The organism is Phenylobacterium koreense (assembly GCF_040545335.1).
Taxonomy (GTDB): domain Bacteria; phylum Pseudomonadota; class Alphaproteobacteria; order Caulobacterales; family Caulobacteraceae; genus Phenylobacterium; species Phenylobacterium koreense.
Genome location: NZ_JBEPLU010000001.1, coordinates 905,832 through 932,357, shown reverse-complemented (window position 1 = coordinate 932,357; position 26,526 = coordinate 905,832). Strand labels below are relative to the sequence as shown.

General features: G+C 68.4%; 27 protein-coding genes. 12 read left to right on the top strand and 15 right to left on the bottom strand.

Annotated elements, in window-relative coordinates:
• Positions 1-10 precede the first annotated feature (10 nt).
• The 3 genes from ABID41_RS04615 (at position 11) to ABID41_RS04605 (ending at position 3,285) form a co-directional block, all read left to right on the top strand.
• Entirely contained in the window at positions 11-1,258 is a 1,248-nt protein-coding gene (locus tag ABID41_RS04615; protein ID WP_331930399.1) for a M24 family metallopeptidase, read from the top strand.
• Between the two features lie 71 nt (positions 1,259-1,329).
• A complete protein-coding gene (locus ABID41_RS04610; RefSeq protein WP_331930397.1) occupies positions 1,330-1,908 on the top strand; it encodes a DJ-1/PfpI family protein in 579 nt (192 codons plus the stop codon).
• Positions 1,909-2,115: 207 nt separating this feature from the next.
• Entirely contained in the window at positions 2,116-3,285 is a 1,170-nt protein-coding gene (locus ABID41_RS04605) for a hypothetical protein (RefSeq protein ID WP_331930395.1), read from the top strand.
• Between the two features lie 103 nt (positions 3,286-3,388).
• Here ABID41_RS04605 and ABID41_RS04600 read toward each other — a convergent pair whose 3' ends face one another.
• A complete protein-coding gene (locus ABID41_RS04600; protein ID WP_354297225.1) occupies positions 3,389-4,456 on the bottom strand; it encodes a DUF2125 domain-containing protein in 1,068 nt (355 codons plus the stop codon).
• Here ABID41_RS04600 and ABID41_RS04595 point away from each other — a divergent pair.
• Positions 4,455-4,994 carry a gamma-glutamylcyclotransferase gene (locus ABID41_RS04595; protein WP_331927676.1) on the top strand — a complete coding sequence of 180 codons (540 nt, stop codon included), beginning with the start codon at positions 4,455-4,457 and terminating at the stop codon, positions 4,992-4,994. The genes ABID41_RS04600 and ABID41_RS04595 overlap by 2 nt on opposite strands.
• Before the next feature lie 22 nt (positions 4,995-5,016).
• Here the strand turns inward: ABID41_RS04595 and ABID41_RS04590 are convergent, their stop codons facing one another.
• The 4 genes from ABID41_RS04590 to ftsE are packed head-to-tail and all read right to left on the bottom strand — an operon-like array spanning position 5,017 to position 7,953.
• Entirely contained in the window at positions 5,017-5,727 is a 711-nt protein-coding gene (locus ABID41_RS04590) for a lysophospholipid acyltransferase family protein (RefSeq protein ID WP_331927678.1), read from the bottom strand.
• On the bottom strand, positions 5,724-6,356 hold the full coding sequence (locus tag ABID41_RS04585; RefSeq protein ID WP_354297224.1) for a YdcF family protein: 633 nt from the start codon (positions 6,354-6,356) through the stop codon (positions 5,724-5,726). The genes ABID41_RS04590 and ABID41_RS04585 overlap by 4 nt, the downstream gene beginning before the upstream one ends.
• Positions 6,353-7,240: a cell division protein FtsX gene (locus tag ABID41_RS04580; RefSeq protein ID WP_435529978.1), complete on the bottom strand. Its 888-nt coding sequence runs from the start codon at positions 7,238-7,240 to the stop codon at positions 6,353-6,355. Before ABID41_RS04580 ends, ABID41_RS04585 begins: the two co-directional genes overlap by 4 nt.
• Positions 7,237-7,953 (bottom strand): cell division ATP-binding protein FtsE, encoded by a 717-nt coding sequence (gene ftsE / locus ABID41_RS04575; protein WP_331931257.1) that lies wholly within the window; start codon positions 7,951-7,953, stop codon positions 7,237-7,239. The genes ABID41_RS04580 and ftsE overlap by 4 nt, the downstream gene beginning before the upstream one ends.
• Positions 7,954-8,009: 56 nt before the next feature.
• Between ftsE and ABID41_RS04570 the strand changes: the two genes are divergently transcribed.
• Both ABID41_RS04570 and ABID41_RS04565 read left to right on the top strand, forming a co-directional pair.
• Positions 8,010-8,846 carry a DUF3426 domain-containing protein gene (locus tag ABID41_RS04570; RefSeq protein ID WP_354297223.1) on the top strand — a complete coding sequence of 279 codons (837 nt, stop codon included), beginning with the start codon at positions 8,010-8,012 and terminating at the stop codon, positions 8,844-8,846.
• On the top strand, positions 8,839-9,372 hold the full coding sequence (locus tag ABID41_RS04565; protein ID WP_331932145.1) for a phosphoribosyltransferase: 534 nt from the start codon (positions 8,839-8,841) through the stop codon (positions 9,370-9,372). Before ABID41_RS04570 ends, ABID41_RS04565 begins: the two co-directional genes overlap by 8 nt.
• Here ABID41_RS04565 and lysA read toward each other — a convergent pair.
• From lysA to argH, 3 genes are read right to left on the bottom strand one after another with little or no spacing between them, the layout of a single operon-like run.
• Entirely contained in the window at positions 9,369-10,652 is a 1,284-nt protein-coding gene (gene lysA, locus ABID41_RS04560; RefSeq protein ID WP_331932137.1) for a diaminopimelate decarboxylase, read from the bottom strand. The genes ABID41_RS04565 and lysA overlap by 4 nt on opposite strands.
• The gene (locus ABID41_RS04555; RefSeq protein ID WP_331932138.1) at positions 10,649-10,927 is read right to left on the bottom strand and encodes a hypothetical protein; all 279 of its coding nucleotides are present in this window, start codon (positions 10,925-10,927) and stop codon (positions 10,649-10,651) included. The genes lysA and ABID41_RS04555 overlap by 4 nt, the downstream gene beginning before the upstream one ends.
• Positions 10,924-12,357, bottom strand: a complete 1,434-nt coding sequence (gene argH, locus ABID41_RS04550) for an argininosuccinate lyase (protein ID WP_331932139.1) — start codon at positions 12,355-12,357, stop codon at positions 10,924-10,926. Before argH ends, ABID41_RS04555 begins: the two co-directional genes overlap by 4 nt.
• Here argH and ABID41_RS04545 point away from each other — a divergent pair, their 5' ends adjacent.
• Both ABID41_RS04545 and ABID41_RS04540 read left to right on the top strand, forming a co-directional pair.
• Positions 12,358-12,987, top strand: coding sequence for a TlpA family protein disulfide reductase (locus ABID41_RS04545; RefSeq protein WP_331932140.1), 630 nt, complete (start codon positions 12,358-12,360; stop codon positions 12,985-12,987).
• Between the two features lie 179 nt (positions 12,988-13,166).
• Positions 13,167-13,370 carry a cold-shock protein gene (locus ABID41_RS04540; protein ID WP_331932141.1) on the top strand — a complete coding sequence of 68 codons (204 nt, stop codon included), beginning with the start codon at positions 13,167-13,169 and terminating at the stop codon, positions 13,368-13,370.
• Between the two features lie 57 nt (positions 13,371-13,427).
• Here the strand turns inward: ABID41_RS04540 and ABID41_RS04535 are convergent, their stop codons facing one another.
• Positions 13,428-13,760: a helix-turn-helix domain-containing protein gene (locus ABID41_RS04535; protein ID WP_414695991.1), complete on the bottom strand. Its 333-nt coding sequence runs from the start codon at positions 13,758-13,760 to the stop codon at positions 13,428-13,430.
• Positions 13,761-14,246: 486 nt separating this feature from the next.
• Here ABID41_RS04535 and ABID41_RS04530 point away from each other — a divergent pair, with 486 nt between their 5' ends.
• The gene (locus ABID41_RS04530) at positions 14,247-14,747 is read left to right on the top strand and encodes a hypothetical protein (protein WP_331932143.1); all 501 of its coding nucleotides are present in this window, start codon (positions 14,247-14,249) and stop codon (positions 14,745-14,747) included.
• Here the strand turns inward: ABID41_RS04530 and ABID41_RS04525 are convergent.
• Genes ABID41_RS04525 through ABID41_RS04515 form a run of 3 tightly spaced genes read right to left on the bottom strand, consistent with a single transcriptional unit; the run spans position 14,739 to position 19,020 of the window.
• Positions 14,739-17,021, bottom strand: a complete 2,283-nt coding sequence (locus ABID41_RS04525; protein WP_354297222.1) for a CHASE2 domain-containing protein — start codon at positions 17,019-17,021, stop codon at positions 14,739-14,741. The genes ABID41_RS04530 and ABID41_RS04525 overlap by 9 nt on opposite strands.
• Positions 17,018-18,325 carry a FecR family protein gene (locus ABID41_RS04520; RefSeq protein ID WP_354297221.1) on the bottom strand — a complete coding sequence of 436 codons (1,308 nt, stop codon included), beginning with the start codon at positions 18,323-18,325 and terminating at the stop codon, positions 17,018-17,020. The genes ABID41_RS04525 and ABID41_RS04520 overlap by 4 nt, the downstream gene beginning before the upstream one ends.
• Positions 18,322-19,020, bottom strand: coding sequence for a response regulator transcription factor (locus ABID41_RS04515; protein WP_331931677.1), 699 nt, complete (start codon positions 19,018-19,020; stop codon positions 18,322-18,324). The genes ABID41_RS04520 and ABID41_RS04515 overlap by 4 nt, the downstream gene beginning before the upstream one ends.
• A 282-nt stretch (positions 19,021-19,302) precedes the next feature.
• Between ABID41_RS04515 and ABID41_RS04510 the strand changes: the two genes are divergently transcribed.
• Entirely contained in the window at positions 19,303-19,728 is a 426-nt protein-coding gene (locus tag ABID41_RS04510) for a hypothetical protein (protein WP_354297220.1), read from the top strand.
• Here the strand turns inward: ABID41_RS04510 and ABID41_RS04505 are convergent.
• On the bottom strand, positions 19,725-20,990 hold the full coding sequence (locus ABID41_RS04505; protein ID WP_354297219.1) for a DUF1254 domain-containing protein: 1,266 nt from the start codon (positions 20,988-20,990) through the stop codon (positions 19,725-19,727). The two genes, ABID41_RS04510 and ABID41_RS04505, sit on opposite strands and share 4 nt — an antisense overlap.
• 117 nt (positions 20,991-21,107) lie before the next feature.
• On the opposite strand from ABID41_RS04505, the gene ABID41_RS04500 reads away from it, so the two are divergent.
• Positions 21,108-21,356 (top strand): hypothetical protein, encoded by a 249-nt coding sequence (locus tag ABID41_RS04500; RefSeq protein WP_331932213.1) that lies wholly within the window; start codon positions 21,108-21,110, stop codon positions 21,354-21,356.
• Between the two features lie 60 nt (positions 21,357-21,416).
• Here ABID41_RS04500 and ABID41_RS04495 read toward each other — a convergent pair whose 3' ends face one another.
• Together ABID41_RS04495 and ABID41_RS04490 are read right to left on the bottom strand one after the other, a co-directional pair.
• On the bottom strand, positions 21,417-23,534 hold the full coding sequence (locus ABID41_RS04495) for a calcium-binding protein (RefSeq protein ID WP_331932212.1): 2,118 nt from the start codon (positions 23,532-23,534) through the stop codon (positions 21,417-21,419).
• A 282-nt stretch (positions 23,535-23,816) separates the two neighbouring features.
• A complete protein-coding gene (locus ABID41_RS04490) occupies positions 23,817-25,148 on the bottom strand; it encodes an MFS transporter (RefSeq protein WP_331932211.1) in 1,332 nt (443 codons plus the stop codon).
• Positions 25,149-25,345: 197 nt separating this feature from the next.
• Here ABID41_RS04490 and cyoA point away from each other — a divergent pair, with 197 nt between their 5' ends.
• Positions 25,346-26,521 carry a ubiquinol oxidase subunit II gene (gene cyoA, locus ABID41_RS04485; RefSeq protein ID WP_354297218.1) on the top strand — a complete coding sequence of 392 codons (1,176 nt, stop codon included), beginning with the start codon at positions 25,346-25,348 and terminating at the stop codon, positions 26,519-26,521.
• The last annotated feature ends 5 nt before the right edge of the window (positions 26,522-26,526 follow it).

Genomic DNA, 26,526 nt, shown 5'->3' with positions numbered 1-26,526 from the left:
GGGAGGGGTGATGCGCGCGGATCGACGGCTATTTCTGCAGGCGGCGGGCGCTGCGGGCGCGAGCATGGCCCTTGGCGGCGTCGCCAACGCCCAGGCCGACGGGCTCTCAAGCCTTACCAAGACCGCCCGGCCGATCAGCCAGGCCGAGCGGCTGGCGCGGATCGCCAGGGCCCAGGAACTGATGAAGGCGGGCGGGCAGGCGGCGCTGGTTGTCGAGCCGGGCGCCTCGCTGACCTATTTCACCGGCGTTCGCTGGGGGCGCAGCGAGCGGGTGACCGCGGCGATCATTCCCGTCGAGGGCGAAGCGCTGGTGGTGACCCCCCACTTCGAAGAGCCCTCGGTGCGCGAAAGCCTGGCCATTCCGGCGGAGGTCCGGGTCTGGCACGAGGACGAGGATCCGGCGGCGGTGGCCGCGCGCTGGCTGAAGGAACGCAGGCTCGACAAGGGGACGGTCGGGGTCGAGGAGACGGTCCGCTTCTTCGTGACCGACGGCCTGGCCCATCGGCTTCCGGAGGCGCGTTTCGTATCCGGGGCGCCGGTGGTGCGGGGTTGCCGCATGATCAAGTCGCCCGCCGAGATCGCGCTGATGCAGCTAGCGGCCGACGTGACGCTGGGCGCCTATCGCTACACCCATGCGAGGGTCGAGCGGGGCATGACGCCGGCCGACATCGGGGCCCTGATGGACCGGGCGACGGTGGCCCTGGGCGGGCGGCCGGAGTTCAACCTGATCCTGCTGGGCGAAGCCAGCGCCTATCCTCACGGTTCGGGCAAGCCTCAGGCGGTCCGCGACGGCGAGGTGGTGCTGATGGACTGCGGCTGCACGGTCGAGGGTTATCAGTCCGACATCTCCCGCACCTTCGTCTTCGGCGAGCCGACGGCGCCGCAGCGGAAGGTCTGGAAGGAGGTCGCGCGGGGCCAGCAGATCGCCTTCGAAAGGGCGCAGGTTGGCGTGGCCGCCGGGGCGGTGGATGACGCCGTGCGCCGCCACTACGAGAGCCTGGGCTATGGGCCGCGCTATCAGCTTCCGGGCCTGTCGCATCGCACCGGCCATGGGATCGGTCTGGACGGCCACGAGCCGGTGAACTTCGTCCATGGCGAGGCGACGAAGCTGGCGCCCGGCATGTGCCTGTCGAACGAGCCGGGGCTCTATCTGCCCGGCCAGTTCGGCGTGCGGCTGGAAGACTGCATCTACATGACCGAGAATGGCCCGCGCTGGTTCTCGCGGCCGCCGGCTTCCATCGACGAGCCGTTCAGATGACGCGCTGCTGACAGGTTTGGGCGCCTTCGGGGCCTAGGCTCAGGGGCGCGACCCAAATGCAGGAGGCGTTCGTGGCAAAGCATCTGGCCTTTATCCTGATCGACGATTTCGCCGACTGGGAGCACGCGCGCCTGAGCGCGGCTTTCCGTTCCTACTTCGCCGGCCGCGTGTCGTTTCACACGCCGGGCGGCCAGCCGGTGCTGTCCATGGGCGGCATGAGGTTCGCGCCTGAGCACGCCATCGAGGACCTGCGCCCCGACGACTATGACGGGCTGGCGGTGATCGGCTCTGCGGGCTGGAGCCAGGCCGACGCGCCCGACATCTCTGCCGTCCTCCAGGCCGCCGACGAGGCCGGCAAAGTGGTGGGCGCGATCTGCGCCGCCACGCTCGCCGCAGCCCGTGCAGGCCTGATGAACGGCCGCCGGCACACCTCGAACTCGCTCGGTTTTCTCAAGGCCAAGGCCGCGGGCTATGACGCCAGCGCTTTCTATGTCGACACGCCGGCGGCGGTTCGGGAAGGGAACCTGGTGACCGCCGCAGGCAATGCGCCGGTCACCTTCGCCACCGAAATGATCTGCGCGCTTTATCCCGACCGGGGCGAGGCCATGCAGGAGTTCAGGGACCAGTGCGGGCGGGAGTTCACCGCCTAGGGAAGAAGGCGCTTGTTCCGCCGACGGCCTATGATCCAAGCGCTGTCATGGCCGGGCGGGCAGACGTCCATAGACGCCAAGGTTAACCGGACCGTTTTCCTGGGTGGGATGGAAGGACGCCCTCTTCGAGCCGGTAAATGACTACTCTCTTGGGTTGAACTCCAAGAGCCTCTAGTGCAGCTTCGAGTGCTGGGGTGGGGGATAAACTTGGCCAAGAAGTACGTTTGGGTCGCCGTCGTGATGGCGGGCGTCTTTGGGACGATGCTGGCGCTCACTCCAGCCAGTGACCGCGCGCAAATGGGAGCGACCTTTGGGCTGCTGGCGGCGCTCATCACCGCCTTGCAGGCGCCGCCGATACGCCAGTTCATTCTACGTCACCGGCGCGGCGCCATCGCCGTTGGGATCGGCGCGGTCGGTATCACTCCACTCGTTTTCTTTAGCGGCCTATCGCCTCTCTCCTTCGATCCGCAGGTTGTTGGTACGGCGACCGCTTTCCTCACTATGGTCGGTTCCCTTGTTATCTTCCTTCCGTTCATGGCCAGGCGCCTGGAGAGGGATGTTGCGGCCTTGAAGGCCGATGGGTGGAAAGCGGCGGCACAGCGGGCGCCTGGAGCCTTCAGCCCAGGGAACGAGGTCAAGGCCGTGCTTGCCGAGTTGAGCGACCACCGGGGCGCGCTGCTTCGCGTAGTCGGCCCCTGGTTCTTCCTGTTCTGCGTGCTGCCGGTGCTCTTCATGAACGTGGGCTACTCGAAGGAGTTTGCTGATAGGGACCGGGGCTTCGCGCTGATGATCCTGCTGGTGTTACTGATCTTGCTTCTGACGGAACTCGCCTTGCTGTCCGTGGCGATGATCCAGTGGGCGCGGTTTACTGCCACAAGGCGGGAACCCCGACTGACCGCCTTTCCTGCCAAAGCTCTCTGGGGATGGGCTTGGCGCTGGTTCATCTGCGGCGTGCTGTTTCGATCTCTCGACCGGATCGAGCCCTGGTTGAAGGCGCACCTCGCAACCGCCACTCAGTGGCAACTTGACGGTCTCCTGGGTTTGATCGGCTTCATCATGCTGGTCTTCTTCAGCCCGTTCGCGCTCGTGCTTCCGGCTGTTGCGCTGGACGCTGCCGACAAGGGGATCGTGGCCTCCATGCGGGGCTTCCGTCTGGTAGGCCGGAAATACTATCTGGGCGCCGCCATGATCCTGGCTCCCTACGCCTTGGCGACCTGGGGCCTCGGCGTCGCGTACGATCACTACAAAGGGCCTGTTGCTGCCGTCGCCAATGTCGGGGCTTCGGTCATCCTGCTGTTCATCACCATGATCGTCGGAATGACATACCTCACCCGGATCTACTTGAGGGGCTCGACAACGGACGCCAGCGCTATCTGACGTACTTCACCTCACTGGAGCGTCGCCGCCCGGTCCTCGCGCAAGACTTCCGCAAAGGGTCGAAAGCCGAAATTGCATAAGGCTCGCTGCGCCGCCTTGGCCTCTAGTAGACCTTTGGCGACGGGCCGATCGCGACGGGGCCGAGGGTCGTCTGGCCGGCCTGGAAGGTGATGTTGGCGCGGGCCACGTCGCCTTCGCCCTGGCGGGCGGCGGCGACGGCGGAGGCTGCGGCGGCGGCCTCGGGCTTGATGACGCCGGTCTCGGCCATGGCCCCGATGGTCTTGGGCGCCTGGCGCAGCGAGACGTCGAGCGAGCCGTTGAGCCGGCCATCATAGCCGACGCTGAGCGTTCCCGACTGCGCCCCGATCACCGCCTCGCCGGCGGTGACGCCTGCATTGCGCACGGTCATCCGGCCGCCGGCCGTGGTCCAGGCGCGCACCGCCTCGGGCCAGTCGGCGCCGCGGAAGGCGCTGACCTTGGAGAGCAGGGCGTCCCACACGATCGAGATCGGCTTGCCGTCGGCCATGCGCGCGAAGAGGCCCGAGAGCCTGGCCTGGCCGGCGTCGACCTTGAGCATCATGGCGGCCTGGTCGTCGGGGCCGGGGCGGAAGTGGAACTCGACCTTGTCGGCTGCGGTCAGGGCGAAGGGCTGGGCGCCGGTGGCCGGGGCGAAGGTCAGCTTGGTCCCCTCGAAGGAGAGGTTGGGCAGGGGCTTGTCGAGGTGGAACAGGCTGGCGTGGATGACCTCGCCCTTCACCGCCACGGGGCCGCCGATGGGGCGGGTGAAGACCAGTCCCTCCTGGGTGGCCAGGACCCAGTCGGTGAGGCCGTGCATGTAGGCCTGGCCCTCGAGCTTGGGGGCGGCCAGCGACCAGCCGGACGGCTCGCGGATGCGGGCGTCGGTCAGCGCGACGTTCAGCCGGAAGGGATAGCCGTTGATCCGGCGCTCGGCCCAGGTGACCTCAAAGCCGGCGGCGCGAAGCTTGTCGGCGGTGGCGTCCATCCGGCGCTCGGCCTCGCCGCGGGCGTAGAACCAGAGCCCGGTCCAGGCGATGACCACGACCGCGGCGATGATGAAGGGAATGTAGAGACCCCAGCGTCCGGGTTTGCGGTCATGCACGGGATCGGGCACACGATAAGCAGGCGGGGCGGAGTTGTCGCGGCGGGCCATGTCGATTGAGCGTTGGGTCTTCGGTTACGGGTCGCTGATGTGGCGTCCGGGGTTCGAATATGTCGAGCGCCAGGCGGCCACCCTACACGGGCGGCGGCGCGCCTTCTGCATCTATTCGGTGCACCATCGCGGGACCTACCAGCGTCCAGGGCTGGTGCTGGGCCTGGCGCCGGGCGGGGCGGTGCGCGGGGCGGCCTATCGAGTGGCCGAGGAGGCCTGGCCCGAGGTCTACACCTATCTGCGCGAGCGCGAGCAGCCGACCGAGACCTATGTCGAGGCGACGGCCAACATCCGCCTAGCGGACGGTCGGCGGGTGGAGACCCTGGTGTTCGTGTCCGACGTACGCCATCCCCAGTGGGCCGGCGCGCTAAGCCTGGAGCGCCAGGCCGAGCTGATCGCCGGGGCGACCGGGCTTTCGGGCCGCAATGTGGACTATCTGCGCGACCTGGTGACCCACCTCTGCGAGCGCGGCGTGCACGACGCGGTGATGGAAAAGCTGCTGGGCATGGTCGAGGCGCGGGAGCTCGCTGCGGGGTAGGATGGATCCTACCCCTACGTCGCTACAGCGGGAGCAGCTTGGCCGAGGCGGTTTCGATCCGGTCTTCCAGGGTGCGCATAAAGTCGGCGCGCTTGAGGCCGGGCTGAATGGGTTCGAGGTATTCGAAGACGATGGTCCCGGGGCGGCGCAGGAAGCCGTGGCGGGGCCAGTGGACGCCGGAGTTGGTCGCCACTGGATGCACCGGAACGTCGATCTGGCGATAGAGGGCGGCGATGCCGGGCTTGTAGTCGGCCGGCGCTCCGGGCGCGGTCCGGGTGCCTTCCGGGAAGATCATCACCTGGCGGTTCTGGGCGAAGCGCTCCTGGCTGTCGCGGACCAGCTTGCGCAGGGCGGTGGAGTGGCCTTCACGGTCGACGACGATCATCCGGGCCTTGATCGCGTACCAACTGAAGAACGGGATCCACATCAGCTCCTTCTTCATCACGAAGCAGGCGTCGGGCAGCCAGGCGAGCTGGGCGAAGACGTCGAACATGCACTGATGCTTGGGCGCCAGCACCGAGGCGCCCTGGGGAATGTGCTGCTTGCCGCGGACCTCGACCTTGATGTCGCAGACAACCCTCAGCAGCCAGATGATGCCCTTGGCCCAGCCACTCATCATCGCCGAGGTCCAGCGCCGTGGGCCAGGCAGGATGATCGGCGCGCAGCCGACCGCGACGATGGCGGACCACAGGTAGAAGAGGACCACGAAAACCAGGGAGCGAACGGCGATCAAAGGGGGCGGCCTTTCGTGGGCTCTTGGGTCTCGGCGTCGGCGCGGGGGCCCAGCGACAGCAGCGCTTCCCGACCGAGGATGGCGAGATACTTGGAATACTCCGTCACCATCAAGCGGGCGCCGCCGCTGGTGCGCCACCAGCGCTCGGCGCGCATGACCGAAGTGGCGACCGGGTAGGCGGTCAGCCGCTTGTCCGGCATGGCGCCGCGGAGTTCCAGCATGGCGCGGGGCATGTGGTAGTCGGCGGTGACGATGATCAGGCTGTCGAACCGCATGGCGCGGGCCCACTCCTGGGTCTCGCGGGCGTTGCCGACGGTGTTGGCGGCGTCGAAGCCGAGGTCGACGCAGCAGTCGTAGAGCCGCCGGACCGCGCGACTGACGACCCGGATGTCCTCGCGCGAGGCCTCGCGATTGACGCCGGAGACCAGCATCCGCCTGGCCTTGCCGTCCTCCAGCAGGCTCATGGCCGCGCCGATGCGCTCGTTCGACCCGGCGCCGGTGAGGGCGACCACTCCATCGGCGCCGGCGGGCTCGGGCGCAGGCGTCGAGCGCTCGACCCGTTCGGCGAAGGCCAGCAGGCCGGCGGCCCAGATCGCGGCGGCGACGATGAGCGCGACGAGACCCTTCACGAGAAATCCCGGATCAGGGCCTGGGCGGTGAAGCGGGCGGCGACGGCGGCGACCGCCGCAGCGGCCAGCGGCGCGGGCAGCACGAACAGGAGATCGCTCCAGGCGATCGGCAGCACCGGCGTCAAACCTTCTCCTCCGCCCGCGATGCGCAGGCCAGCGCCCATGATCGCCGCAGCGGCGGCGCCGAACAAGCCGGCGACGGCGGCCATCCGCGCAAAGCGCAACTGGAAGAGACGGGCGATGAAGCGGTCCTCGGCGCCCGAGAGGTGCAGGACCTCGACCACCTCCCGACGCGCCGCGAGGCCGGCGCGGGTGGCGAAGGCGACCACGGAGGCGGCGGCTATGGCGATGAGGCCGAAGATGGCCAGGCCCGCCCATCGGGTGGTCTGGGCGGCCTTCTGGATGTCGCCCATCCAGGCGGAGTGGTCGTCCACCACGGCGTCGATCCCTTGCGCCTTCAGCGCGCGGTCGAGGGCCTGGGCGCCGGCGGGCGCCGTCCGGTCGAGCTGCACGGCCACCAGGCGGGGAACCGGCAGGTCCGAAAGGTCGGCGTCGCCCAGCCAGGGGGCGATGAGCGCCTCGGCCTTCTCCTTTTCGAGGGCGCGGGCCTCGGCGACGCCGGCCACTCCGGCAAGGGTCTCGGCGGCGCGGGCGGCGGCCCCGTCGGGGGTCTCGTTGGCCTTGGGACGGACGATCACGGTCGCCTGGCCATGGAGCTGGTCGGTCCAGTTGTCGGCGGCTCGGTTGGCGGCCAGCAGGCCAAGCAGGGTCAGGCAGGCCAGGAAGCAAAGCACGGCGACCACGAAGGTCAGAGAACCGTCGCGGGCGTCCGCCTCGGGCAGGAAGGGCGCAGGCCGCCAGCGCGCGACGTCGAAATCGTTCACGATCGCGCCGCCACCGGAGTCAGCCGGCCTTTCTCCAAGTGCAGCGAGGGCATGCCCGATCGGGCCACCAGCTCCTGGTCGTGGGTGGCGAAGACGACGGTGGCGCCCAGGCGGTTGAGCTCGACGAAGAGCTTCAGGATGCGCACCGCCATCTCGGGATCGACGTTGCCGGTGGGCTCGTCGGCCAGCAGAATCTCCGGGCGATTGACTACGGCGCGGGCGATGGCCAGGCGCTGCTTCTCGCCGCCGGAGAGGGTGGCGGGCATTACGTGCATCCGGTTGCGCAGGCCGACCCAGGCCAGCAGCTCGGCCACGTCGTTGCGATAGCTGTCGGGCTTGCGGCCCTCGATGCGCAAGGGCAGGGCGGTGTTGTCGAAGACCGAGAGATGCTCAAGGAGCTTGAACTCCTGATAGACCACGCCGATCCTTCGTCGCAGGAACGGCAGCTCGGACCGCGGCAGCGTCGCGACGTCCTGGCCGAAGAGGTGCAGCAACCCCTTGGACGGGCGAGCCGCAAGGAACAGGAGCTTGAGCAGCGAGGTCTTGCCTGCACCCGATGCGCCGGTCACGAAGTGGAAGGACCCCGGCGCTAGAGAGAAGGTGAGGTCTTTCAAGGTTTCGGGGGCGCGACCATAACGCATCGACACATCATCGAAGCGGACAACGGCAGGATCGGCGTCGTAGGCGCCTGTGGCGTTCAGGTTTCTGGACATGGGGGCCGAAATCGGCGACCTCGGTGGAGGTTGCTGGAGCGTCCGATTCGGCCGTCATGATACTGACCTGTCCAGAGTGCGCCACCAGCTATTTCGTGGACGATTCCAAGATTCCGCCTGGCGGACGCGCGGTCAAATGCGCGAACTGCGGCGCGCGCTGGACGGCCGTGCCGGAAGGCGCCGCCGAACCGGAGCCGGAACCCGTCGTTCTGGAGCCTGCGATCGCCGAACCCGAACCCGAGGCTGCGCTCGGCGGTTTGAGCGCCGATGACCTGCCCAGGGCGTTCCGCGCGCGCAAGGACACCGAGCGCAAGGTGCGCGAGGCGACGGCGACGGGAGTGGTCTGGGCCGGTATGGCGGCAGCCCTGGTGCTGTTGATCGCGCTCGCCATGATCTTCCGGGTGGACGTCGTGAAGCTGTGGCCGCGGACGGCCAGCGCCTACGCCGGGGTCGGCTTGCCAGTGAACAGCCTGGGCCTGGTGATCGAGGGCGTGCGGTTCGAGCCGTCGCTGCAGGAGGGCCATGCGGCGCTGTCGGTGTCGGGCATGATCCGCAACATCGAGAACGAGCCGATCGTCACACCGCCGCTGCGCATCAGCCTGTTGGACGAGAAGGGCGAGCCGATCGCCACCAAGATCGCGCGACCGGCGGACGCCCGTATCCCGCCGGGCGAGACCCGGCACTTCGCCATCGCCCTGCTGGACCCGCCGGTACGGGCCAAGGAACTCGAGGTCGCCTTCGCGCCGAAGGAAACCGTGACGGTGGCCGTCAAGCAGGCCGATCCTGCGCCCCGGGCGCCGGCTCCCGAACTCCGCGCCGCCGCCGGGCCGCCGCCCGTCGACGCCCAGCCGCTGCCGCCGGACAGCCCGGACGCCCTCCCTGCCCATGACTGATCCCCACGTTCCGCCCGTCGTCCTGCTCACCGAAGAGGAGGTGGCCCGCCGGGTCGAGGACCTGGCCCGCCAGATCGCGCCGGTGATCGACGACGACACGGTGGCGGTCTGCCTGCTGACGGGCGGCTTGTGGTTCGCCTCCGACCTGACGCGGGCCCTGGCGCGGCAGGGCCGCCACGTGCGGTTCGACGCCCTGTGGCTGGCGTCTTATGGCGACGAGCGGGCGAGCCTTGGGCGGTGCGAGGTGCGCGCCGACCTGCAGCGGCCGCTGGCCGGTCGCACGGCCCTGGTCATCGACGACGTGATCGACACCGGCCTCTCGCTCTCCGAGGCCCATCGGCTGGTGCGCGACGCCGGGGCCAGCCGCGCCCTGACCGCGGTGTTCGCCAGCAAGCCCTGGCCGACCAAGCGAGCCATCGTCCCCGACTTCGTGGCCTGGGAGGCGCCGGCGAGGTACCTGGTCGGCTATGGGATGGACTCGGCCGGCGCGTTGCGCGGGCTGCCCTATATCGGCGCGCTGGATTAGAGCCAGGGCGCGGGGCGTTCGCGCTCCATCATCTCTTCGTAGGTCGGGCGCGGGCGCACCACGGCGTATTGGTCGCCCTTGACCAGGACTTCGGGGACCAGGAGCCGGCTGTTGTACTCGCTGGCCATCACCGCCCCGTAGGCGCCGGCGCTGAGGAAGGCGACGAGATCGCCCGACTCCAGCGGCGGCAGGGCGCGCTCGCGGGTGAAGGTGTCGCCGGTCTCGCAGATCGGGCCGACGACGTCATAGACCACCGGCTCGCCGGCCCGCGGCTTCACGGGGGCGATCTCGTGGTAGGCGTCGTACATGGCCGGCCGGATCAGGTCGTTCATGGCCGCGTCGAGCACCGCGAACTTGCGCCCCTCGGGCCGCTCGTGGATGTGCAGCACCCGAGCCAGCAATACGCCGGCGTTGGCCGCGATCATCCGCCCGGGCTCGAAGGCGTAGGCGATGTCGAGGCCGTCCATGGTCTTGGCGATCATCCGGGCGTAGTCGGCCGGGGAGGGCGGTTCGGGCTGGTTGAAATAGGGCACGCCCAGGCCGCCGCCGAGGTCGAGCCGCTGGACCGACAGCCCTTCGCCGCGCAGGCGCTCCACCAGGCCACGCATCTTGGCGAAGGCCTGCGCCATGGGCTCCAGGTCGCTGATCTGGCTGCCGATGTGGCAGGTGACGCCCACCGGGTTGAGGCCGGCGTCGTTGGAGGCGTTGGCGTAGAGCCGCTCGGCCTCCGAGAAGGAGACGCCGAACTTGTTGTCGGCCTTGCCGGTGGAGATCTTGGCGTGGCCGCCGGCCGAGATGTCGGGATTGACCCGGATGGCGATGGTCGCGCGCAGTCCCAGAGAGCGGGCGACCTGGCTGGCCAGCCGCATTTCCGGTTCGGACTCCACGTTGATCTCGGAAACGCCCGCCTTCAGCGCAAAGGCCAGTTCGTCGGCGGTCTTTCCGACGCCTGAGAAGACGATTTTTTCGGGGGGCACGCCGGCGGCCAGGGCGCGACGGATCTCGCCCTCGGACACGGTGTCGGCGCCTGCGCCCATCCGGGCGAGGGTCTTGAGCACCGCCAGGTTGGAGTTGGCCTTCACGGCGAAGGCGATCAGCGGGTCGCCGCCGTGCTCGCCCTTCAGGTCCTCGGCCACAAGGGCGTCGCGAAGGACCTGGAAATGGCGCTCGAGCGTGGCGCTCGAATAGACATAGACCGGCGTGCCGACTGCGGCGGCGATGTCGGCCAGGGACACGCCTTCACAGAAGAGCTCGCCCCCCTTGAGCTCGAAATGATTCATCGTGGGTTTGCGTACGGGTCCGGCAGGGCGCCGCGCGGGGCGACGGCGGTGGGATTGGGGGCGCTGTCGATCGGCAGGGTGCGCGGAGGCGCAGGGCGATCGTCGCGGTTGCGGGGATCGACGGTGCGGACCGTGCGGGCCGGGTTGGCGCCGGCGTCGGCGCCCGAGCCCTTGCCCGCTATGGGGCCGGGGCGTTCGAGCTGGCCCAGCTTGCCGCATCCGGCGAGCGCGGTCGCGCTGATCGCCAGGATCACCGCGAGGGGACGAAGGGTCATTGCAGCTTCTCCTTCCAGCGCGCGATCTGGATGCGGACTTGCTCCGGCGAGGTTCCGCCGTAGCTCTTGCGGCTGGCGGCCGACGCTTCCGGCGTCAGCACGTCGAACACCGCCGCGGTGATGCGCGGTTCAATGGCTTGCAGTTCGGCGAGCGGCAGGCCCGGAAGGTCGCAGCCCAGGCTCTCGGCCTTCTTCACCGCGGCGCCCGTGACATGGTGGGCGTCGCGGAAGGGCATGTCCAGGGTGCGCACGAGCCAGTCGGCCAGGTCGGTGGCGGTCGAGAAGCCGGCCCCGGCCGCGGCGGCCATGCGCTCGGGAACCGGCTCCAGGTCGGCGACCATGCCGGCCATGGCCGCCAGCGAGAGCTCCAGCGCGTCGAAGGCTTCGAAGGTCGGGACCTTGTCCTCCTGCATGTCCTTCGAATAAGTCAGCGGCAGGCCCTTCATGACCACGGTCAGTTGGGTGAGCGAGCCGAGGATGCGCCCCACCTTGGCGCGGATGAGTTCGGCCGCGTCGGGGTTCTTCTTCTGCGGCATGATCGACGAGCCGGTGGTGAAGGCGTCCGACAGCTTCACGAAGCCGAACTGCGGCGTCATCCAGATCACGATCTCTTCGGCCAGGCGCGACAGGTGGGTCGCGCAGATGGAGGCCGCCGAGAGGCTCTCCAGCGCGAAGTCGCGGTCGGCGACGCTGTCCAGCGAGTTGGCGGTCGGGACGGCGAAGCCGAGGGCCTGCGCCGTCGCATGGCGATCGATTGGGAAGGGCGAGCCGGCCAGGGCCGCAGCGCCCAGCGGGCACTCGTTCATGCGCGCGCGGGCGTCGGAAAAGCGGGAAGCGTCGCGGCCGAACATCTCCACATAGGCCATCAGGTGGTGACCGAAGGTCACCGGCTGGGCGGGCTGCAGGTGGGTGAAGCCCGGCATCAGGGTGGCGGCGTGCGGCTCGGCCTTGGCCACCAACGCGCGCTGCAGGTTCTGGATCTGGACGACGGTGCGGTCGCAGGCGTCGCGGACCCAGAGGCGGAAGTCGAGGGCCACCTGGTCGTTGCGCGAGCGGGCGGTGTGCAGGCGGCCGGCGGCGGGCCCGATCAGCTCGCGCAGCCGGGCCTCGACGTTCATGTGGATATCTTCGTATTCGTCGCGGAACGGGAAGGTCCCGGCGGCGATCTCGGCCTCGATGGCGGCGAGCCCGCCCTGGATGGCGGCCTCATCCTCGCTTGTAATGACGCCTTGCTTGAGCAACATCGCCGCGTGCGCGCGGGATCCGGCGAGGTCTTGCGCCGCCAGCCGCTTGTCGAAGCCGATGGAGACGTTGATCGCCTGCATCAGCTCGGCCGGCTTGGACGAAAACCGCCCGCCCCACATGGCCTGGCCGCCCGCTTGGGAGCCTTGCGTCGAACCGGCGGGAGCAGTCGAGGAAGAGTGCGTCATATGACCGAGAAGTCTGGTGAGAAGGCCGCGGGCGAACCCAAGGCTTCCCGCTTGAAATTGGGGCTATGGGGCGTCGCCGTGGTCGGCGTCGCGGCCGTTCTGTACATCATCGTCCAGGCTTCCATAAACCCCCAGCGCGCCGATGACCTGAAGTCGTTCGCCAAGGGCGACATGGCGAAGTTCGAAATCCCGGCGGAGGCCGCGGTCGCCCCGGTGACGAGCTTCCAGAACGCCAGTGGCGCGACGGCCCGGATCGCCGACTTCAAGGGCAAGGTGACGGTGGTGAACCTCTGGGCCACCTGGTGCGCGCCCTGCGTGATCGAGATGCCGACCCTGGCCAAGCTGGCCGCCAGCTATCAGGGCAAGCCGGTCGAGGTGGTGGCGGTCAGCGTGGATCGTCCGCAGGACGCCGAAAAGGCTCGCGCCTTCATCGCCAAGCATGCGCCGCTGGCCTTCTATCACGACCCGAAAATGGCGCTGCCCTTCGCCTTCAAGCCGGTGGCCTCGGGCATGCCCACCACAATCATCTATGGCGCGGACGGGATCGAACGCGGTCGCCTGGCGGGGGGCGCAGACTGGTCCAGCGCCGAAGCCAAGGCCCTGATCGACGCGGTTCTGGCGGAAAGTTGAACCTTGTTCTTGGTTGACCGTCTTGATTGGCCGTGTCCAAAATTTCGACCGCAATCTTGAACTTGGGCCTGCCGTCGTTCTTTTCCCCGCGCCTCGCGGACCGAACAGCCTTCCCAGATGACTGAGATTGTTTCGGGGCGCCCGCCCCTGTTTGGATGCTGTCAGGGAGACTAAGCGTCATGGCCACCGGGACGGTCAAATGGTTCAACGGCACCAAGGGCTATGGCTTCATCCAGCCCGACAACGGGGGCAAGGACGTCTTCGTCCATATCTCTGCGGTCGAGCGCGCAGGCCTTCGTGGCCTGAACGAAGGGCAGAAGCTGGAGTTTCAGGAGCGTGAGGAGCGGGGCAAGGTCGCCGCCGTCGATCTCAAGCCGCTCTGAGCCGAGCCAACGGAAAAGTCAGGGGGCGCTGGGTGACCGGCGCCCCTTCTTTCTTACTTACGCGACTTCCTTGTGCCTGGCTTTGTGGCCAGCTTCGGGGTCGGTCATGACGCGCAGGAGATTGACCAGGGATGACCTGGCCTCCTGCGGCAATCGCTCGAACGCATTGAGCAGTTCCAGCGCGCCGGGCGTGCGCATCCGGCTGAGCAAGTCGACGTCTCCATCGCCCGCAGGGGTGTCCAGGACGTCCATCAGGTCCACAACGCGGCAGCGCAGGGCCCGGGCGATCTGAACGAGCCGGGAGAACGAAATCCGATTGGCTCCGTTTTCGTACTTCTGGATCTGCTGGAAGCTCACGCCGCATTGCTCGGCCAGGGCCTCTTGGGACATGCCTATGGTTCGACGCCGGATCCGGACGGCGGCGCCAAGTGCGACGTCCATGGGATCGGGTGTCTTGTTTGAAGGTTCAGCAGACATAGCGGGTCTCCTCACCCAAGTCGTCCGCCAGCGGAGTATTGGCTCCGAGGTTCGCTTTGGATTCGAGGAAGTTAAGGCCCTATTTTCTTCTTTGGAAAGAGTGGTGTGGCCTTTGTCGATCGCCATAGACGAGCGTGTTCAGCGAACGTGTTTCGCCGATAGCGAGTAGTGACGACACTCAAGTCCTTCGGTTGGAATATTCCTAGGCGGGAGCGTCATTCTCTAAAAGCTTTCGCCACCTCCGTGGCTGAAATGAGGATTTTACGCATGCCGCGTCGATTGACGCCAAGGTTGTAGTCTCGGCTTACTTTGAGGAAGCTTGGCTATATGGCGCGCGCTGGCGAGCCGGTCGGCGGCGGTTTACCCGGTCGCGAAAATCCACATACTGATCCAGTGCCCGTGTATCGCTTGAAAACCATCGCCATAGTCCTGAGCGCCTCCGCAGCGGCGGCAGGCTGCGCCTCCGGAAGGGTCGATCTGGCCGAACGCGGGGTTCGGCCCGCCCTGACTGCAGGCTCGATGCGGATGACGACGCCGGCGGCGGCGGGCGCCGATCCGCTGATCCAGGATCTGGCGCGGGCGGGACTGATCGCGGAGGGCGAGGGCGCGGCCTATGTGGCCGACATCGGCTACAGCGTGCGTCCGCTCAAGGTCGGCGCCTATTCGGGACCGCCGCCGGCCGCCGAGGCGGGGCAGGCGGGCTGGATCGCGCCGCCCGACGAATGGAAGATCTGGCGGCCGCGCCAGCGAGCGATCTGCACCCTCTCCCTGCACATCGCCGACGCTTCGAACCCGCAGGCGGACTATGAAGTGCGGGCGAGCCGCCTTGGCCGTGGGCAGGACTGCGGCGGTGTCAGCGAACTGGCCTCCGCCGTCGGCGAGCGCATCGTCTCACCGTGAGCTGCTGAGCGGCAGGCTGATCTCGAAAGTCGTTCCGCGTCCGGGGGCGCTGACGCAGGTGATCGCGCCGCGGTGCCGGTGGATCACGGTCTGGACGAAGGAAAGACCGAGGCCGACCCCGTCGATCCGGTCGCCGCCCGCCCGCTGGAAGCGCTTGAAAAGGCTGGCCACCTGCTGGGGCTCCATGCCGCGTCCGTGGTCGCTGATGGCGCAGGTGACGGCCTCGTCGCTGGCCTTCAGCCGGCATTCGACCTTGGAACCGCCGGGCGAATACTTGATGGCGTTGTCGAGCAGGTTGATGAACGCCCGCGTCAGCAGCGTCCGGTCGGCGTCGACCAGGAGCTCGTCCTCCGCGCCGAGGATCGCGACCTCGATGCCGCGAGCCGATGACTGCGGCCAGAGATCGTCCGCCGCATCCAGCAGGATGTCGCTCAGGTTCTCGGGCTCCAGCGTGTAGCTGTCGGTCTCGGCGCGGGCCAGATTTACGAAGTTGTCGGCCAGGGAAAGGGTCCGGCGCGCATAGCCCCCGATCCGCTCGGCGACGCCCGGCGGGAGACCGTTCGAGCCGGGTCCGCCCAGCAAGGTCAGGATGGAGATCTGGGGCGAGCGCATGTCGTGGGTGAGGAGTTGCAGGATGTGCTCGCGCTGCCGACCCGCCGCCCTCAGGGCGGTGATGTCGGTGAAGCGGACGATCCAGCCCACCGGCTCTCCGTCAGTGTGGGTCAGCGCCGTACGCCGGACGTGCATTTCACGGTCGTCCGACAGGGTGAGTTCGCGCTCCTCCACCTGGGTTTCGGCCTCGGTGCATGCCGCGTCGGGCGCGACCCTGGCGATCAGGTCCGCAACGGTCACCTGGCCGCTTACTGGCCCGAAGAGGGCCTCGGCCTCCCGGTTGGCGATCAGCACCTGGCCATCCAGCGAGGCGACGAGGGTGGCGTCCGGCAGGCCCTGCAGGGCGTCCAGCACGAGCCGCCGCAGGTTGCGCGCGCGCAGGATCGCCCGATGCAGCAGCGTCATGCGGCGGTCGACGACGTCGGTCAGCGCCGTTCCGCTGGGTTCGGACAGGGCCGAAAGCAGGTCGGGCTCCTGGGCGAAGTCCCTCAGCTCACGCATCATGTAGGCGTTGGTCGCCTCCAGCCGCCGCCAGCTCCAGAGCGGATAGGCGAGCAACAGACCCGCCAGGGCCGGCGTGGGCGGCGCCCAGATGCGGCCGAAGATCAGCAGCGCTGCGCAGGCCGCGAGCGCCAAGGCGATGAGAGCGCCGCCCAGCAGCAGGTTGGCCCTCGGGCGCAGGTAGAGGAACCCCGCCAGGGCCAGGGCCAGGGGAAGCAGCGAAGCGGCGGCGGCCGTGGCCGGGCCGATCGGTCGAATGGCGTGCCCGCCGATGAGCGTGTCGAGCAGGTTAGCCTGCAACTCGATGCCCGACATGATCTCCGTGTGATTGGAGAGCGGGGTCGCGTAACGGTCGCCGAGGCCGTCCGCGGTCGCGCCGACCAGCACCAGCTTGCCGCGCAGGAACTCCGCCGGCGTGGCGCCGCGCATCGCATCGACGAACGATATGGTGCGGAAATGCCCGGGTGGGCCGGCGAATGAGATCATCACCGGGTCCTGGCGCACAAGCGGCCGCCGCTGCTCGGGCGGCAAGGGCGTTGCGCGGGAGGGCGCCGGCCGTCCCTCGGCGGCGCCCTGCATGAGGGCCATGAGGTGCGGCCAGGCCAAGGCGCCGTCGCGTTCGGCCAGATAGGCGCGGCGAACCACGCCGTCCTGGTCGAAGTGCACATTGACCTGCCCGAGGCCGGCGGCGGAGGAGGCGAGGGGTTCGATCGGCGGCAGCAGGTCGTAGGCGGCGCCGTCGGCGCCGGGGGTTTCGAAGGTGATCGGCAGGAAGGTGGGCGCCCCCCGCAGGGCTTGCGCCAACTCGGCGTCGTCCCGCGCCGCCTCGGGCAGGAGCACGTCGTAGGCGATCGCGCGCGGCGAGGCTTCGGCGAGACCGCGCAGCAGGGCGGCGTGGGCGCTGCGCGGCCACGGCCAGCGGCCGATTTCGGCGATGCTGCGATTGTCGATCGCGACAATGACGATGTCGTCGTCGGGCGCTCGGACGTTCAGGGCCGACAGCGCGTCGAAAACCACATTGTCCGCCCGTCGCGTGGCGTGGCTGAGCGACAGTCCCACGACCAGCGCAGCAGTGAGCGCGGCCACAAGCAGCCATTCCAGGAGCACCCGTCGCCGGACCGGCGCCCCGTCCCCGTCGTCTATGGCCAGCGGCGGCTTCAATGGCCGATTTCGAACCGCTCGGGCGAGGACCACTTCTCGACATAGCTTCCGCGCGCATAGGTCCGCGACATCACGCGCCAATGGTAAACGCCCGCCGGAAGGTCGGTGACGGTGAGCTCTTGCATGGTCAAGCCGCCTTCGTCGACAACGGGGGTCTCTTCGCCGTTGCGGACGAGTTGCAGCCGATAGGTCCGCTGGCCATCGCCGCCCGCCTTCCAGCGGAACTTATAGCGGCGGAGGTTCCCTTCCCGGCTCGCGGCGGGCTGGCCGAGTTCGAGCGTGTTCAGGCGGCGCTCGAAGGCGTAGGTGGCCGGCATGCCGATCAGGCCGCTCGGGTCTATCGACGCCAGGCGCAGGAAATAGACGCCATCGGGCAGCGCGCCGAAACCGACTTCGGGACCGCTGGCCGTGGTGTCCTCCAGGACGTCGACAAATCCTGCGTCGGTGGCGAGGCGGACCTGATAGCTCCCGGACGTCTCGCTTCCCTCGACAGCGAAGGCGACGGTCGTCTCATCCTGCACCTTTCCGGCGGCAGGAACCTTCGGCGGCGGCGGGAGGGGAAGTGGGCCGTTCACGCCGGCCGCGCCGCTGAGCGCGCCTTGCGCAGCGGGGATCGAGGCGGACTGGGCGCCTTGGCTGACCATGACCAGCCCTTCGATGACCTCGGTGCCCGACCTGCCGGCGGCTTCGTCGTAGCTGACGCCGAACTCGGTGCCGCGCACGGCCGAGACCGACATCGGGGTGCGAACCGTATAGCTGTCCTCCTGGTTGCGGAGAGGAACCACCTCCGACTCCAGGCGTCCGCGCTGGACTTCGAGTTCACGGCGCACGACGCCGGTCATCTCCACCTCCTGCATGCGGCCGAGGCGGATACGGCTCTGGGAGGGGATCGAGAGCTGGCTTCCGTCGGGAAGGTCCAGTCGCAGGAAGGCGTTGGCCCCGGTGGCGATCACCGCGCCTTCGGTGATCATGGCGCCGCGGGTCAGCGGCACGGTGCGGCCGCCGACGGTCGCGGTGACCTGGCCCTTGAAGCCGGCCACGCGAGCCTCGACCTGGCGCAGGCGCAGCAGCCGCGTCGGCACCTTCAGCACCGCGCCGGCCTGCAGGCGGCGCGGATCGCGCACGCCGTTCAGACGCGCGACGATGCGATAGTCGCGGTCGCTGACGAAGTAGCGTCGGCCAAGCTCGTAGAGCGTGTCGCCTTTTTGCACGACATAGGTCTCGGTCGGCTCGGCCGCCCGGCTCGCCAGAGGCGTCAGGAGGCAGAGGGTCGCGCCGAGGCCCGCCGCCGCCAGACCTCTCATGGCTGCTCCTCGTCGGTCCAGCCGTCGGTCAACTGCTCAAGCCGGTAGCCGTAGCTGTAGACGGGAGTCAGGCGGAATCCATTTTGCGGGCGGAGCTGCAGCTTGGTCCGGATCCGCGAGATGTGCATGTCGAGGGTGCGCGTCGGAAGGTCGGGGTTGCGGCCCCAGATCGCCTCGAGGATATGCCCTCGCGAAAGCGCCCGATGCAGGTTGCGGAACAAGAGCAGGGCCAGGCCGAACTCCTTGGCCGTCAGCGGGACCAGTTCGCCCCGCACGGTGGCCTGCTCGGCGGGAAGGTTGAAGACGTAGTCGCCATAGGTCTCCAGGCCGCCGACGCCGCGGTCGGGATAGGTCCGTCGCAACAGGGCGTTGATCCGCGCCAGCAGCACGCCGCCCATCACGGGCTTGACCACATAGTCGTCGGCGCCGGCGTTCAGGCCGTTGATGACATCGGACTCGCTCGACCGGCTGGTGAGCAAGAGAATCGGCGGAGCCGGCGTGAGGTTCTTCTGCGCCCAGTCGATGACTTCCAGGCCGCTCATGTCCGGAACGTTCCAGTCGAGGACCAGGAGATCGAAGGTCTCGCGCCGCAAGGCGTTGATCAGCGGCGCCGCCAGATGAAAGCACTGGCTGGAGTGGCCTCCGGCCACCAGCACTCGAGCCACCGCCTCGCGCTGCGCGTCGTCATCGTCCAACGCCGCAATTCTCATTCGCTTACCCGATCGAAACGATGGCCCGGAGCCCGGCGCCCAATGGAACATCTAAGCATCACTACAACTCGGTTGCTCGGGGAGGTGGTAAACAAGGGTAACGGCGGCGATTGTTTACATGGCGTCGATTGAATTCCGCGTTACCGGAGTGGGCGTGCGAGTTCTCCTTCCCCCCTCGCGACGCCCCAATCCGCTCGCAACATCCCGATCGCGTATGCTTGTCCGTCAGCATCGGACCCGCCGGGCGTGCGCCAGGTGAGTTCGACGATGATGACCTATCCGATTGAAGACCGCCTCGCCTATTGGCTGGGCAGGCTCAGCGAAGGCCTGCAGCGTCTGAACCAGGCGCTGCTGGGGGCGGGCGCCTCTCCCGGCAGCTTCGCCCTCCTGCTTTCCGAGCCCGGCTTCGAAGCGAGCCCGCTGGCCCAGGACGTGAGGGCCGCCTCGGCGGCCATGCGCCGGTTCGCCGACCTGGTGTTCGAGGATGGCGTTCCGGACCATGGCGAGGGCGCGCCGGTCTGGGAGGACATGATGGCTTCGCTGAAACTGTTGCTGTCGGCCTGCGCGATGGAGAGCGAGCTGTGGCTGGCGGCCGATGAGCCGGGCGACGCCGACCCGGGGCTCCTGGGCGAGCTCCGTGCGACGGTCCATGCGATCGAGACGCTTTGCCGTCAGTTAGAGCGCGTCCACTAGGCCGGAAGCACCGGCGGCAGGCGGTATTGGCCTTCCAGCAGGCTGGCTTGCGGGAGGTAGGCGCGCATGAACAGCGCGAACGGGCCGGCCGGCGAGGGCAGCCAGTTGCTTTCGCGCTCGGAGCCGGGGCTGTCCGCGCCGATCCAGATGTCGAGCGAGCCATCGGGATTGTAGGCCAGGCCAAGCGTCCGGTCGCCGATCGCGTAACGATTGAGCGGATTGTCGGCGAAGAAGAACTGCCCGTCCGGCGTGGCCTCGTAGAGGCTGAGGGACCAGAAGCTGTCGACTGGCGGCAGGCGGTCGCTGGGGAAATGCAGCCGCCAGGGGCGAGTCCCGTCATAGGTCCCGCCGGTTTCGCCTTGGCCGCGCATGTACATCGCCTCGACCGGCGGGAGCGCGGCCAGGCCCGCCAGCGCCACGGCGGCGCGATAGGCGTAGCTCTGGCCGAAGTCGCCAAGGTCGGCGCGTGGATAGGACCAGCCATCTTCCCAGCCGGCGCCGCCCAGGCCGCGGCTGCGGATCAGAGACCTCGCCTGCTGGACGCCCGCTTCGATGGCCGCGGCCTCCTCGCTGCTGAATGCGCCCGGATCGAAGCCGCCCCGGCCCAGTCCCAGGGGCGCGATGCGGCGGATGAGGCCAAGGTCGGTGACCGGCGGCGGGTTCGCCGCCATCAGCGCGTCGACGCTGGCGAAATACTCGTTCCAGGGGGCGGCGCGGCCGGCGTGGCGGGCCGGGGAGGGTGCGGCGGGTCCTTGCATGGATATGCCGGCCTGCACCGAGCGCGCGGCCTCCAGGTCGAAGGGGCCGTCCACGAGGATGCGGGCGAGCGCCCAGACATGGTCGGTGGGCGAGCGGATCACGTTGTCGCCCTCGGCGGCGTCCCTGGGACCGACGAGCCGAAAGGTTCCGCCGTCCGGCCCGGTGGTGCGCGACCCGAGCAGGGCGAAGTTGTTGGTGTAGGCGTCCATCAGGGCCAGCGACAGGTAGCGGTCGCCCGAGGCGGGCAGGACGATCGTCACCGGCCCGGCGCTGAGGTCGATCTGGCCGCTGGAATAGAGGGTGTCGTTGTTCGGGGTAGTGACGGTGCGGGCGCGGTGGTCCGCCAGGTTGCGCATATGCGCGAAGACGTTGACCTGGCCGCCGAGCGCGCTTCCGCGCGACCGGGTGGTGGCGACCTCGATCAGCGGCAGGCCGTAGAGCCAGGCCTCGGAAGCTGCTGTGCTGAGCGCCTGCAGGTGGTCAGTATCCAGTTCGCAGGTCATCGTCGCCTCCCTCGCAATGGCCGACATGGCCTGATGACAAAGCTTGCGGGAGGGTTCAAGCTCCGGTGAGTACAGGTCCGGGAACCTGGGGCGGCAATCCGCGGTTGAGTTTTCAGAATGAGGCTCGAAACCGAAGATCGTGAACGGCTGATCAGGGCGCTGCAATCGGGCGGTCTGCAGGTCGTGACCTATCGCCATCGGCAGGAGGTCGAGGGCGCGGTGGCCGAGTGCCGCCACCTCGAATGTCTCTGCATCTATGGCTATCTGCGCCTGGCGCGGGTCACGGGCCACAGGGAGGACCCGAACGGCGAACGCACCTTCTGGTTCTCGCTGACCGAGAAAGGCAAGCGCTCGGCGCACCGCTAAGGGCTCTGCAGGGCGCAGAGCCTGGGGACGCCCGCATGAGGCGCCCCCAGGACCTTGCCGTCAGGCGACCAGCCAGTCGCCCGTGAGGCTGGAGAGCTGGACGCCAATCAGCACCACCTGACCCTCCGACCAGTCGATGACCGTGTCGGCGCCTTGCTGGCTGACGGTGTGCGAGGCGCCCGCATCGAGGAAGATGCGATCGCCCTGCGCCAGGCTGAAGTCGACGATGACGTCGCGCCCGCCGCCGTGCATCTGGAACTCGTCGGCGCCGGCGCCGCCGCTGACGGTGTCGTTCCCGAAATCACCCAGGACGATGTCGTCGCCTTCGCCGCCGTAGATCAGGTCCGCGCCCTGGCCGCCGTGAACGGTGTCGTTTCCGACGCCGCCGTCGAGGGCGTCATCCCCGCCGTTGCCGTTCAGGAAGTCGGCGCCGGCCTCGCCGCTTACGGTGTCGCCGGCGTCGCCGGTGTCGGGACTGGCCCCTTGTCCGCCCCACAGCACGTCGTCGCCGTCTCCGCCGTTGACCACGTCACGGCCCAGGTCGCCGAAGACCTGGTCGTTCCCCTTGTCCCCGAGCACCCGGTCATCGTCCTGACCGCCACGGACGATGTCGTCGCCCTGACCCCCATGCAGGGTGTCGGAGCCTTGGTTGCCCTGCACGATGTCGTTCTGCTGGTCGCCGTTGATGAAGTCGTCCGCGCCGCCGCCGCTGAGCGTGTCGTCGCCTTCCAGACCGCTGATGCTGTCCGAGCCGATCGTGCCGGTCGCGGTGTTGGCATGTTCGTCGATCTCCGTCGGGGCCGGCGGAGGCCGCGGGGCGGCCGGGTCCCGCACCAGGGACGTGGCGTAGCTGGTGACCGTTTCGTCGTCGCCGCCGTTGTCGGTGTATTGCGCCACGAGGCGGACGGAGTGACCGACGTCATCGGCGGTGAGCACGTAGGTCGCGCCGGTCGCGCCGTCGATGTCGGCCCAGGACCCGTCCGACTGGCGCTGCTGCCATTGATAGGTCACGCCGGCGGGATCGAGGCCGTCCGGATCCGACACCGGGCTGGCGAGGCTCAACGTGTCGCCGAGCCTCGGCGACCCCGCGAGCCGCGGTTGGCTGGGTTCGTTAGGCGTGTTGGTGATGTCGAGGTCGGCGCTCGCCGTCTCCTGGTCGCCCTCGCCATCGGCCACCGAGACCCCGATGGTGCGGGTGTCGACGGCTTCATTGGAGGTGTTCTGGAACGTCACCTGCGAGGCGATCGTCTGGAGAATGGCGTCATCCACCGACGAGGGCGTCAGGGTGCGGATGTTGTCGATGAACAGCGACCCGCCGACCGCCTGGCCGCCGCTGAAGTCGTAGGTGCCGGCCACGAAGACGAAAGCCCAGTCGCCGGTCTCCGGCACCTCGACCGCCGCAGAGGTCCATGCCGTCTCGCCGGTGTCATCCACGCCGGTTGCGTCCAGCACGGTGACCGTCTCGCCGGTGTCGACGTTCAGCAGGTAGCCGTAGGCGTCATAGGCGTCGCCGCCCGCCGCCGCGCGCCAGTCGAAGCGGAAGACCTCGCCGGCGTTCGCCTCGAACGTGTCGGAGACGGCGTACGGGCCGTGGACGACATCGAAGCCGGCGCCCGTGTTGCCGAGGTTGTAGAGCCGCAGCGACGAAGAGCCTTCGGTGTGGTCGCTCGTCGAAAGCTCGAAGTTGTAGGTCAGGGTGGCGGGGCCTGCATCGTCGCCAGCGTTGGGCGGAATGGTCAGATCGGTGGGCGTCACATGGCCGCCGATCTCGGTTTCTCCGAGGATCACGCGTTGGGTGACGATGGTCCAGCCGTCGGTCCCGCCTTCGAAGCCGGTATTGCCGATAGCGCCGGTGGAGACGCCGATATTGATCTTCAGCGCCGCGCCGTTCTGGCCGTTTTCCACGGCGTCGACGGTCCCGATGGCCTCACGGCCCGAGCCGTCGCCCAGATAGACGAAGCCGGCGGCGTCGACCGAGATGGCGCCGGCGGCGTTCACGTCGCCCGCGCTGGTCAGCTTGAGTTGGTCGCCGCTATTGGGGTCGCTCACTTCGAAGCGGAGGAAGCCGCCGGTGAAATCAGCGCCGCCGGAGAAGGAAAGATCCTGGCCGATGTTGATCGCGGCGTGGCCTTCGATCAACGATATGGCGTCAAGGCCGGTAATGGTGGGGGCGGTCACGCGTGGCCTCCCCGATTTCTAAAAGCCAGACAATCGATAGACGCACAGCCTGCGTCTTTCGGTAGGCCATCTTTATTATGCATATGCACCTGGTAAGCCCTGAATACTTCAGCCCCCTCGCGGGCTGGTTGGGCTGGCGGGTATCAATCAGTCGAGTTAAACCTGTATGAATATGGCACAGCTTGAATCGCGATGAGCTGGCCGGCTCGCTTCTCTCCGCAAGAGCGTCAGCGGTGGATGCCCGACCATCGATGCCGGAGGCGGCGCGAGGCGCGCGCCGCCTCAGCTCCCGCTCTTGGCCAGGCTGCGGTTCAGCCACAAGGCCAGCAGCGTCCCCGCAGCGCCGGAGAGCAGGTAGGCGCCGGCGGCGATCAGACCGAAGTGCGTCGATAGCAGCAGCGCGGCGAGGGGAGCGAAGCCGGCCCCGAACAGCCAGGCGAGGTCCGAGGTGAGGGCCGAGGCGGTGTAGCGGTTGGCGAGCGAGAAGCTGGAGGCCACCGCGCCGGACGCCTGGCCGAAGGAAAGGCCCAGCAGGATGAAGCCCGAGATCATATAGGCCAGCTCGCCCGCCGAGCCGCCGTCGAGCAGTTGCGGGGCGAAGCCGCTGAAGGCGGCGATGCCCGCGGCGGTCACGCCCAGGACCGTGCGGCGGCCATATCTGTCGGCCAGCATGCCCGAGGCGAGGACCGCCAAGAGGCCGAAGACCGCGCCGACCAGCTCGATGACCAGGAACCGGCTCGGCAGTTCACGGGTGAACAGGAAGATCCAGGAGAGCGGAAAGACCGTCACCATGTGGAACATGGCGAAGCTGGCCAGAGGGGCGAAGGCGCCGATGGCGATCTTGGGGCCTTCCTCGGCGATGGCCTGGCGCACCGGCGCGGGATGCAGTTCGCGGGTCTTGAACAGCGCCTGGAAGGCCGGAGTGACGACGATGCGCAGGCGGGCGAACAGGGCCACCACGTTGATGGCGAAGGCCACGAAGAACGGATAGCGCCAGCCCCAGTCCAGGAAGTCGGCGGCCGACAACACGGTCAGGAAGTAGGCGAAGAGCGCGCTGGCGACGATCAGGCCGATCGGGGCGCCGAGCTGCGGGATCATGGCGTACCAGCCACGACGATGCGGCGGCGCGTTGAGGGCCAGCAGCGAGGCCAGGCCGTCCCAGGCGCCGCCCAGGGCCATGCCCTGGCCGATGCGGAAGGCGGCCAGGAGGATCGCCGACCAGACGCCTGCCTGCTGGTAGCCGGGCAGGAAGGCGACGGCCACGGTGGAGGCGCCGAGCAGCAGCAGGGCGGTGGTCAGCTTCGTGCCGCGTCCGAACTTGCGGTCGATGGCGATGAAGAGGGCGGTGCCGAACGGGCGGGCGATGAAGGCCAGGGCGAAAACGGCGAACGACAGCAGGGTGCCGCCCAGCGGACCCGCATAGGGAAAGACAAGCTGCGGGAACACCAGCACCGAGGCGATGGCGTAGACGAAGAAGTCGAAGAACTCCGATGTCCGGCCGATGATGACGCCGATGGCGATCTCGCTGGCGTCGACCTTGCCGTGGGTCGCGTTGATCTTCGCGGCGTCGCGTTCCAGGGACACTGAACTCGGCGAGGCGCTTTGGGCGGACATCAGGTCTTCGCTCCGGAATAGGTACGCGAGCGCGGAAAGCTGCGCTCGTCTGGCGCGCTTTGAGGACATGGGAGCCGCCAGGGGGATTGGACAGATTGTCCAATGTCCGCGCCGCAGCCGCTCCACTAGGGCCACGGGTGAGGCTTCTTCCGCTCGGCGGCAGGAGCTGTCCGCATTGTTCCGCGATTGGATACGTCTTGCGCCTGCGCTCGCTTCTTTCCCTGCCCCTGCTGCTGAGCCTAGGCGCCTGCAGCGCCGTCGTTCTTGATCCGGCCGGCGATATCGCCGTGCGCGAGCGCGACCTGCTGCTGGTCTCGACCTATCTGATGCTGCTGATCATCGTGCCGGTGATGGCGCTGGTGATCTTCTTCGCCTGGAAGTACCGGGCCTCGAACAAGGCTGCGCGCTACGAGCCGGACTGGGACCACTCGACGCACCTCGAACTGGTGATCTGGGCCGCGCCGCTGCTGATCATCATCTGTCTGGGCGCGATCACCTGGGCCAGCACCCACCTGCTCGACCCCTATCGTTCGCTCGGGCATGTGAAGCAGGGCGAGCCCGTCGCCGCCTCCACCAAGCCGCTGGATGTCGAGGTCGTCGCCCTCGATTGGAAGTGGCTGTTCATCTACCCGGAATACGGCATCGCCTCGGTGAACGAGATGGCCGCGCCGGTCGATCGGCCGATCCGCTTCAAGATCACCGCCTCCTCGGTGATGAACTCCTTCTACATCCCGGCCCTGGCCGGCCAGATCTACGCCATGCCCGGGATGGAGACGAAGCTCCACGCGGTCATCAACCATCGCGGCGAGTACGACGGCTTCTCGGCCAACTATTCCGGCGCCGGCTTCTCGAGCATGCGCTTCAAGTTCCATGGTCTGGACGACAAGGGCTTCGACGCCTGGGTCGCCAAGGTGCGCCAAGCCGACGCCGGCCTGGACCGCGCTCGCTATCTCGAGCTGGAGCGGCCCAGCGAGAGGGTCCCGGTGACGCACTTCTCGCAGATCGACCCGATGTTGTGGGACGCGATCGTCAACATGTGCGTCGAGCCGGGCAAGATGTGCATGGGTGAGATGATGTCCATCGACCGCCGGGGCGGCCTGGGCCTCGAGGCGGCGCACAACACCGCCCCGCTGACCTACGACAAGAACGGGCGCCGCGGATCGACGGTGCTCGCCGCCAAGGACGCCTACGTCCTCTCTATTTGCACCCCGACCGACGACGGCCGCGGCGGCGCCGGCGTCCAGCGCGCCGAGGCTGAGCCCAAGCCGGGTTCCGGTGCGCCGATGACCGGCGCCGGCCTGCCGCGCCTGCCGGCGCTGAGCGCGCTGACCGCGCTCACCACCCCGCTGAACCGCTCCCCCTCGAACTCCTGATCGTT

Coding starts and splice junctions, on each gene's coding strand:
- argH (WP_331932139.1), bottom strand. CDS start 12,357: ATGACGCACTCTTCCTCGACTGCTCCCGCCGGTTCGACGCAAGGCTCC.
- ABID41_RS04615 (WP_331930399.1), top strand. CDS start 11: ATGCGCGCGGATCGACGGCTATTTCTGCAGGCGGCGGGCGCTGCGGGC.
- ABID41_RS04510 (WP_354297220.1), top strand. CDS start 19,303: ATGATGACCTATCCGATTGAAGACCGCCTCGCCTATTGGCTGGGCAGG.
- lysA (WP_331932137.1), bottom strand. CDS start 10,652: ATGAATCATTTCGAGCTCAAGGGGGGCGAGCTCTTCTGTGAAGGCGTG.
- ABID41_RS04565 (WP_331932145.1), top strand. CDS start 8,839: ATGACTGATCCCCACGTTCCGCCCGTCGTCCTGCTCACCGAAGAGGAG.
- ftsE (WP_331931257.1), bottom strand. CDS start 7,953: ATGTCCAGAAACCTGAACGCCACAGGCGCCTACGACGCCGATCCTGCC.
- ABID41_RS04500 (WP_331932213.1), top strand. CDS start 21,108: ATGAGGCTCGAAACCGAAGATCGTGAACGGCTGATCAGGGCGCTGCAA.
- ABID41_RS04505 (WP_354297219.1), bottom strand. CDS start 20,990: ATGACCTGCGAACTGGATACTGACCACCTGCAGGCGCTCAGCACAGCA.
- ABID41_RS04555 (WP_331932138.1), bottom strand. CDS start 10,927: ATGACCCTTCGTCCCCTCGCGGTGATCCTGGCGATCAGCGCGACCGCG.
- ABID41_RS04570 (WP_354297223.1), top strand. CDS start 8,010: ATGATACTGACCTGTCCAGAGTGCGCCACCAGCTATTTCGTGGACGAT.
- ABID41_RS04545 (WP_331932140.1), top strand. CDS start 12,358: ATGACCGAGAAGTCTGGTGAGAAGGCCGCGGGCGAACCCAAGGCTTCC.
- ABID41_RS04535 (WP_414695991.1), bottom strand. CDS start 13,760: ATGTCCCAAGAGGCCCTGGCCGAGCAATGCGGCGTGAGCTTCCAGCAG.
- ABID41_RS04600 (WP_354297225.1), bottom strand. CDS start 4,456: ATGGCCCGCCGCGACAACTCCGCCCCGCCTGCTTATCGTGTGCCCGAT.
- ABID41_RS04540 (WP_331932141.1), top strand. CDS start 13,167: ATGGCCACCGGGACGGTCAAATGGTTCAACGGCACCAAGGGCTATGGC.
- ABID41_RS04520 (WP_354297221.1), bottom strand. CDS start 18,325: ATGAGAGGTCTGGCGGCGGCGGGCCTCGGCGCGACCCTCTGCCTCCTG.
- ABID41_RS04490 (WP_331932211.1), bottom strand. CDS start 25,148: ATGTCCGCCCAAAGCGCCTCGCCGAGTTCAGTGTCCCTGGAACGCGAC.
- ABID41_RS04595 (WP_331927676.1), top strand. CDS start 4,455: ATGTCGATTGAGCGTTGGGTCTTCGGTTACGGGTCGCTGATGTGGCGT.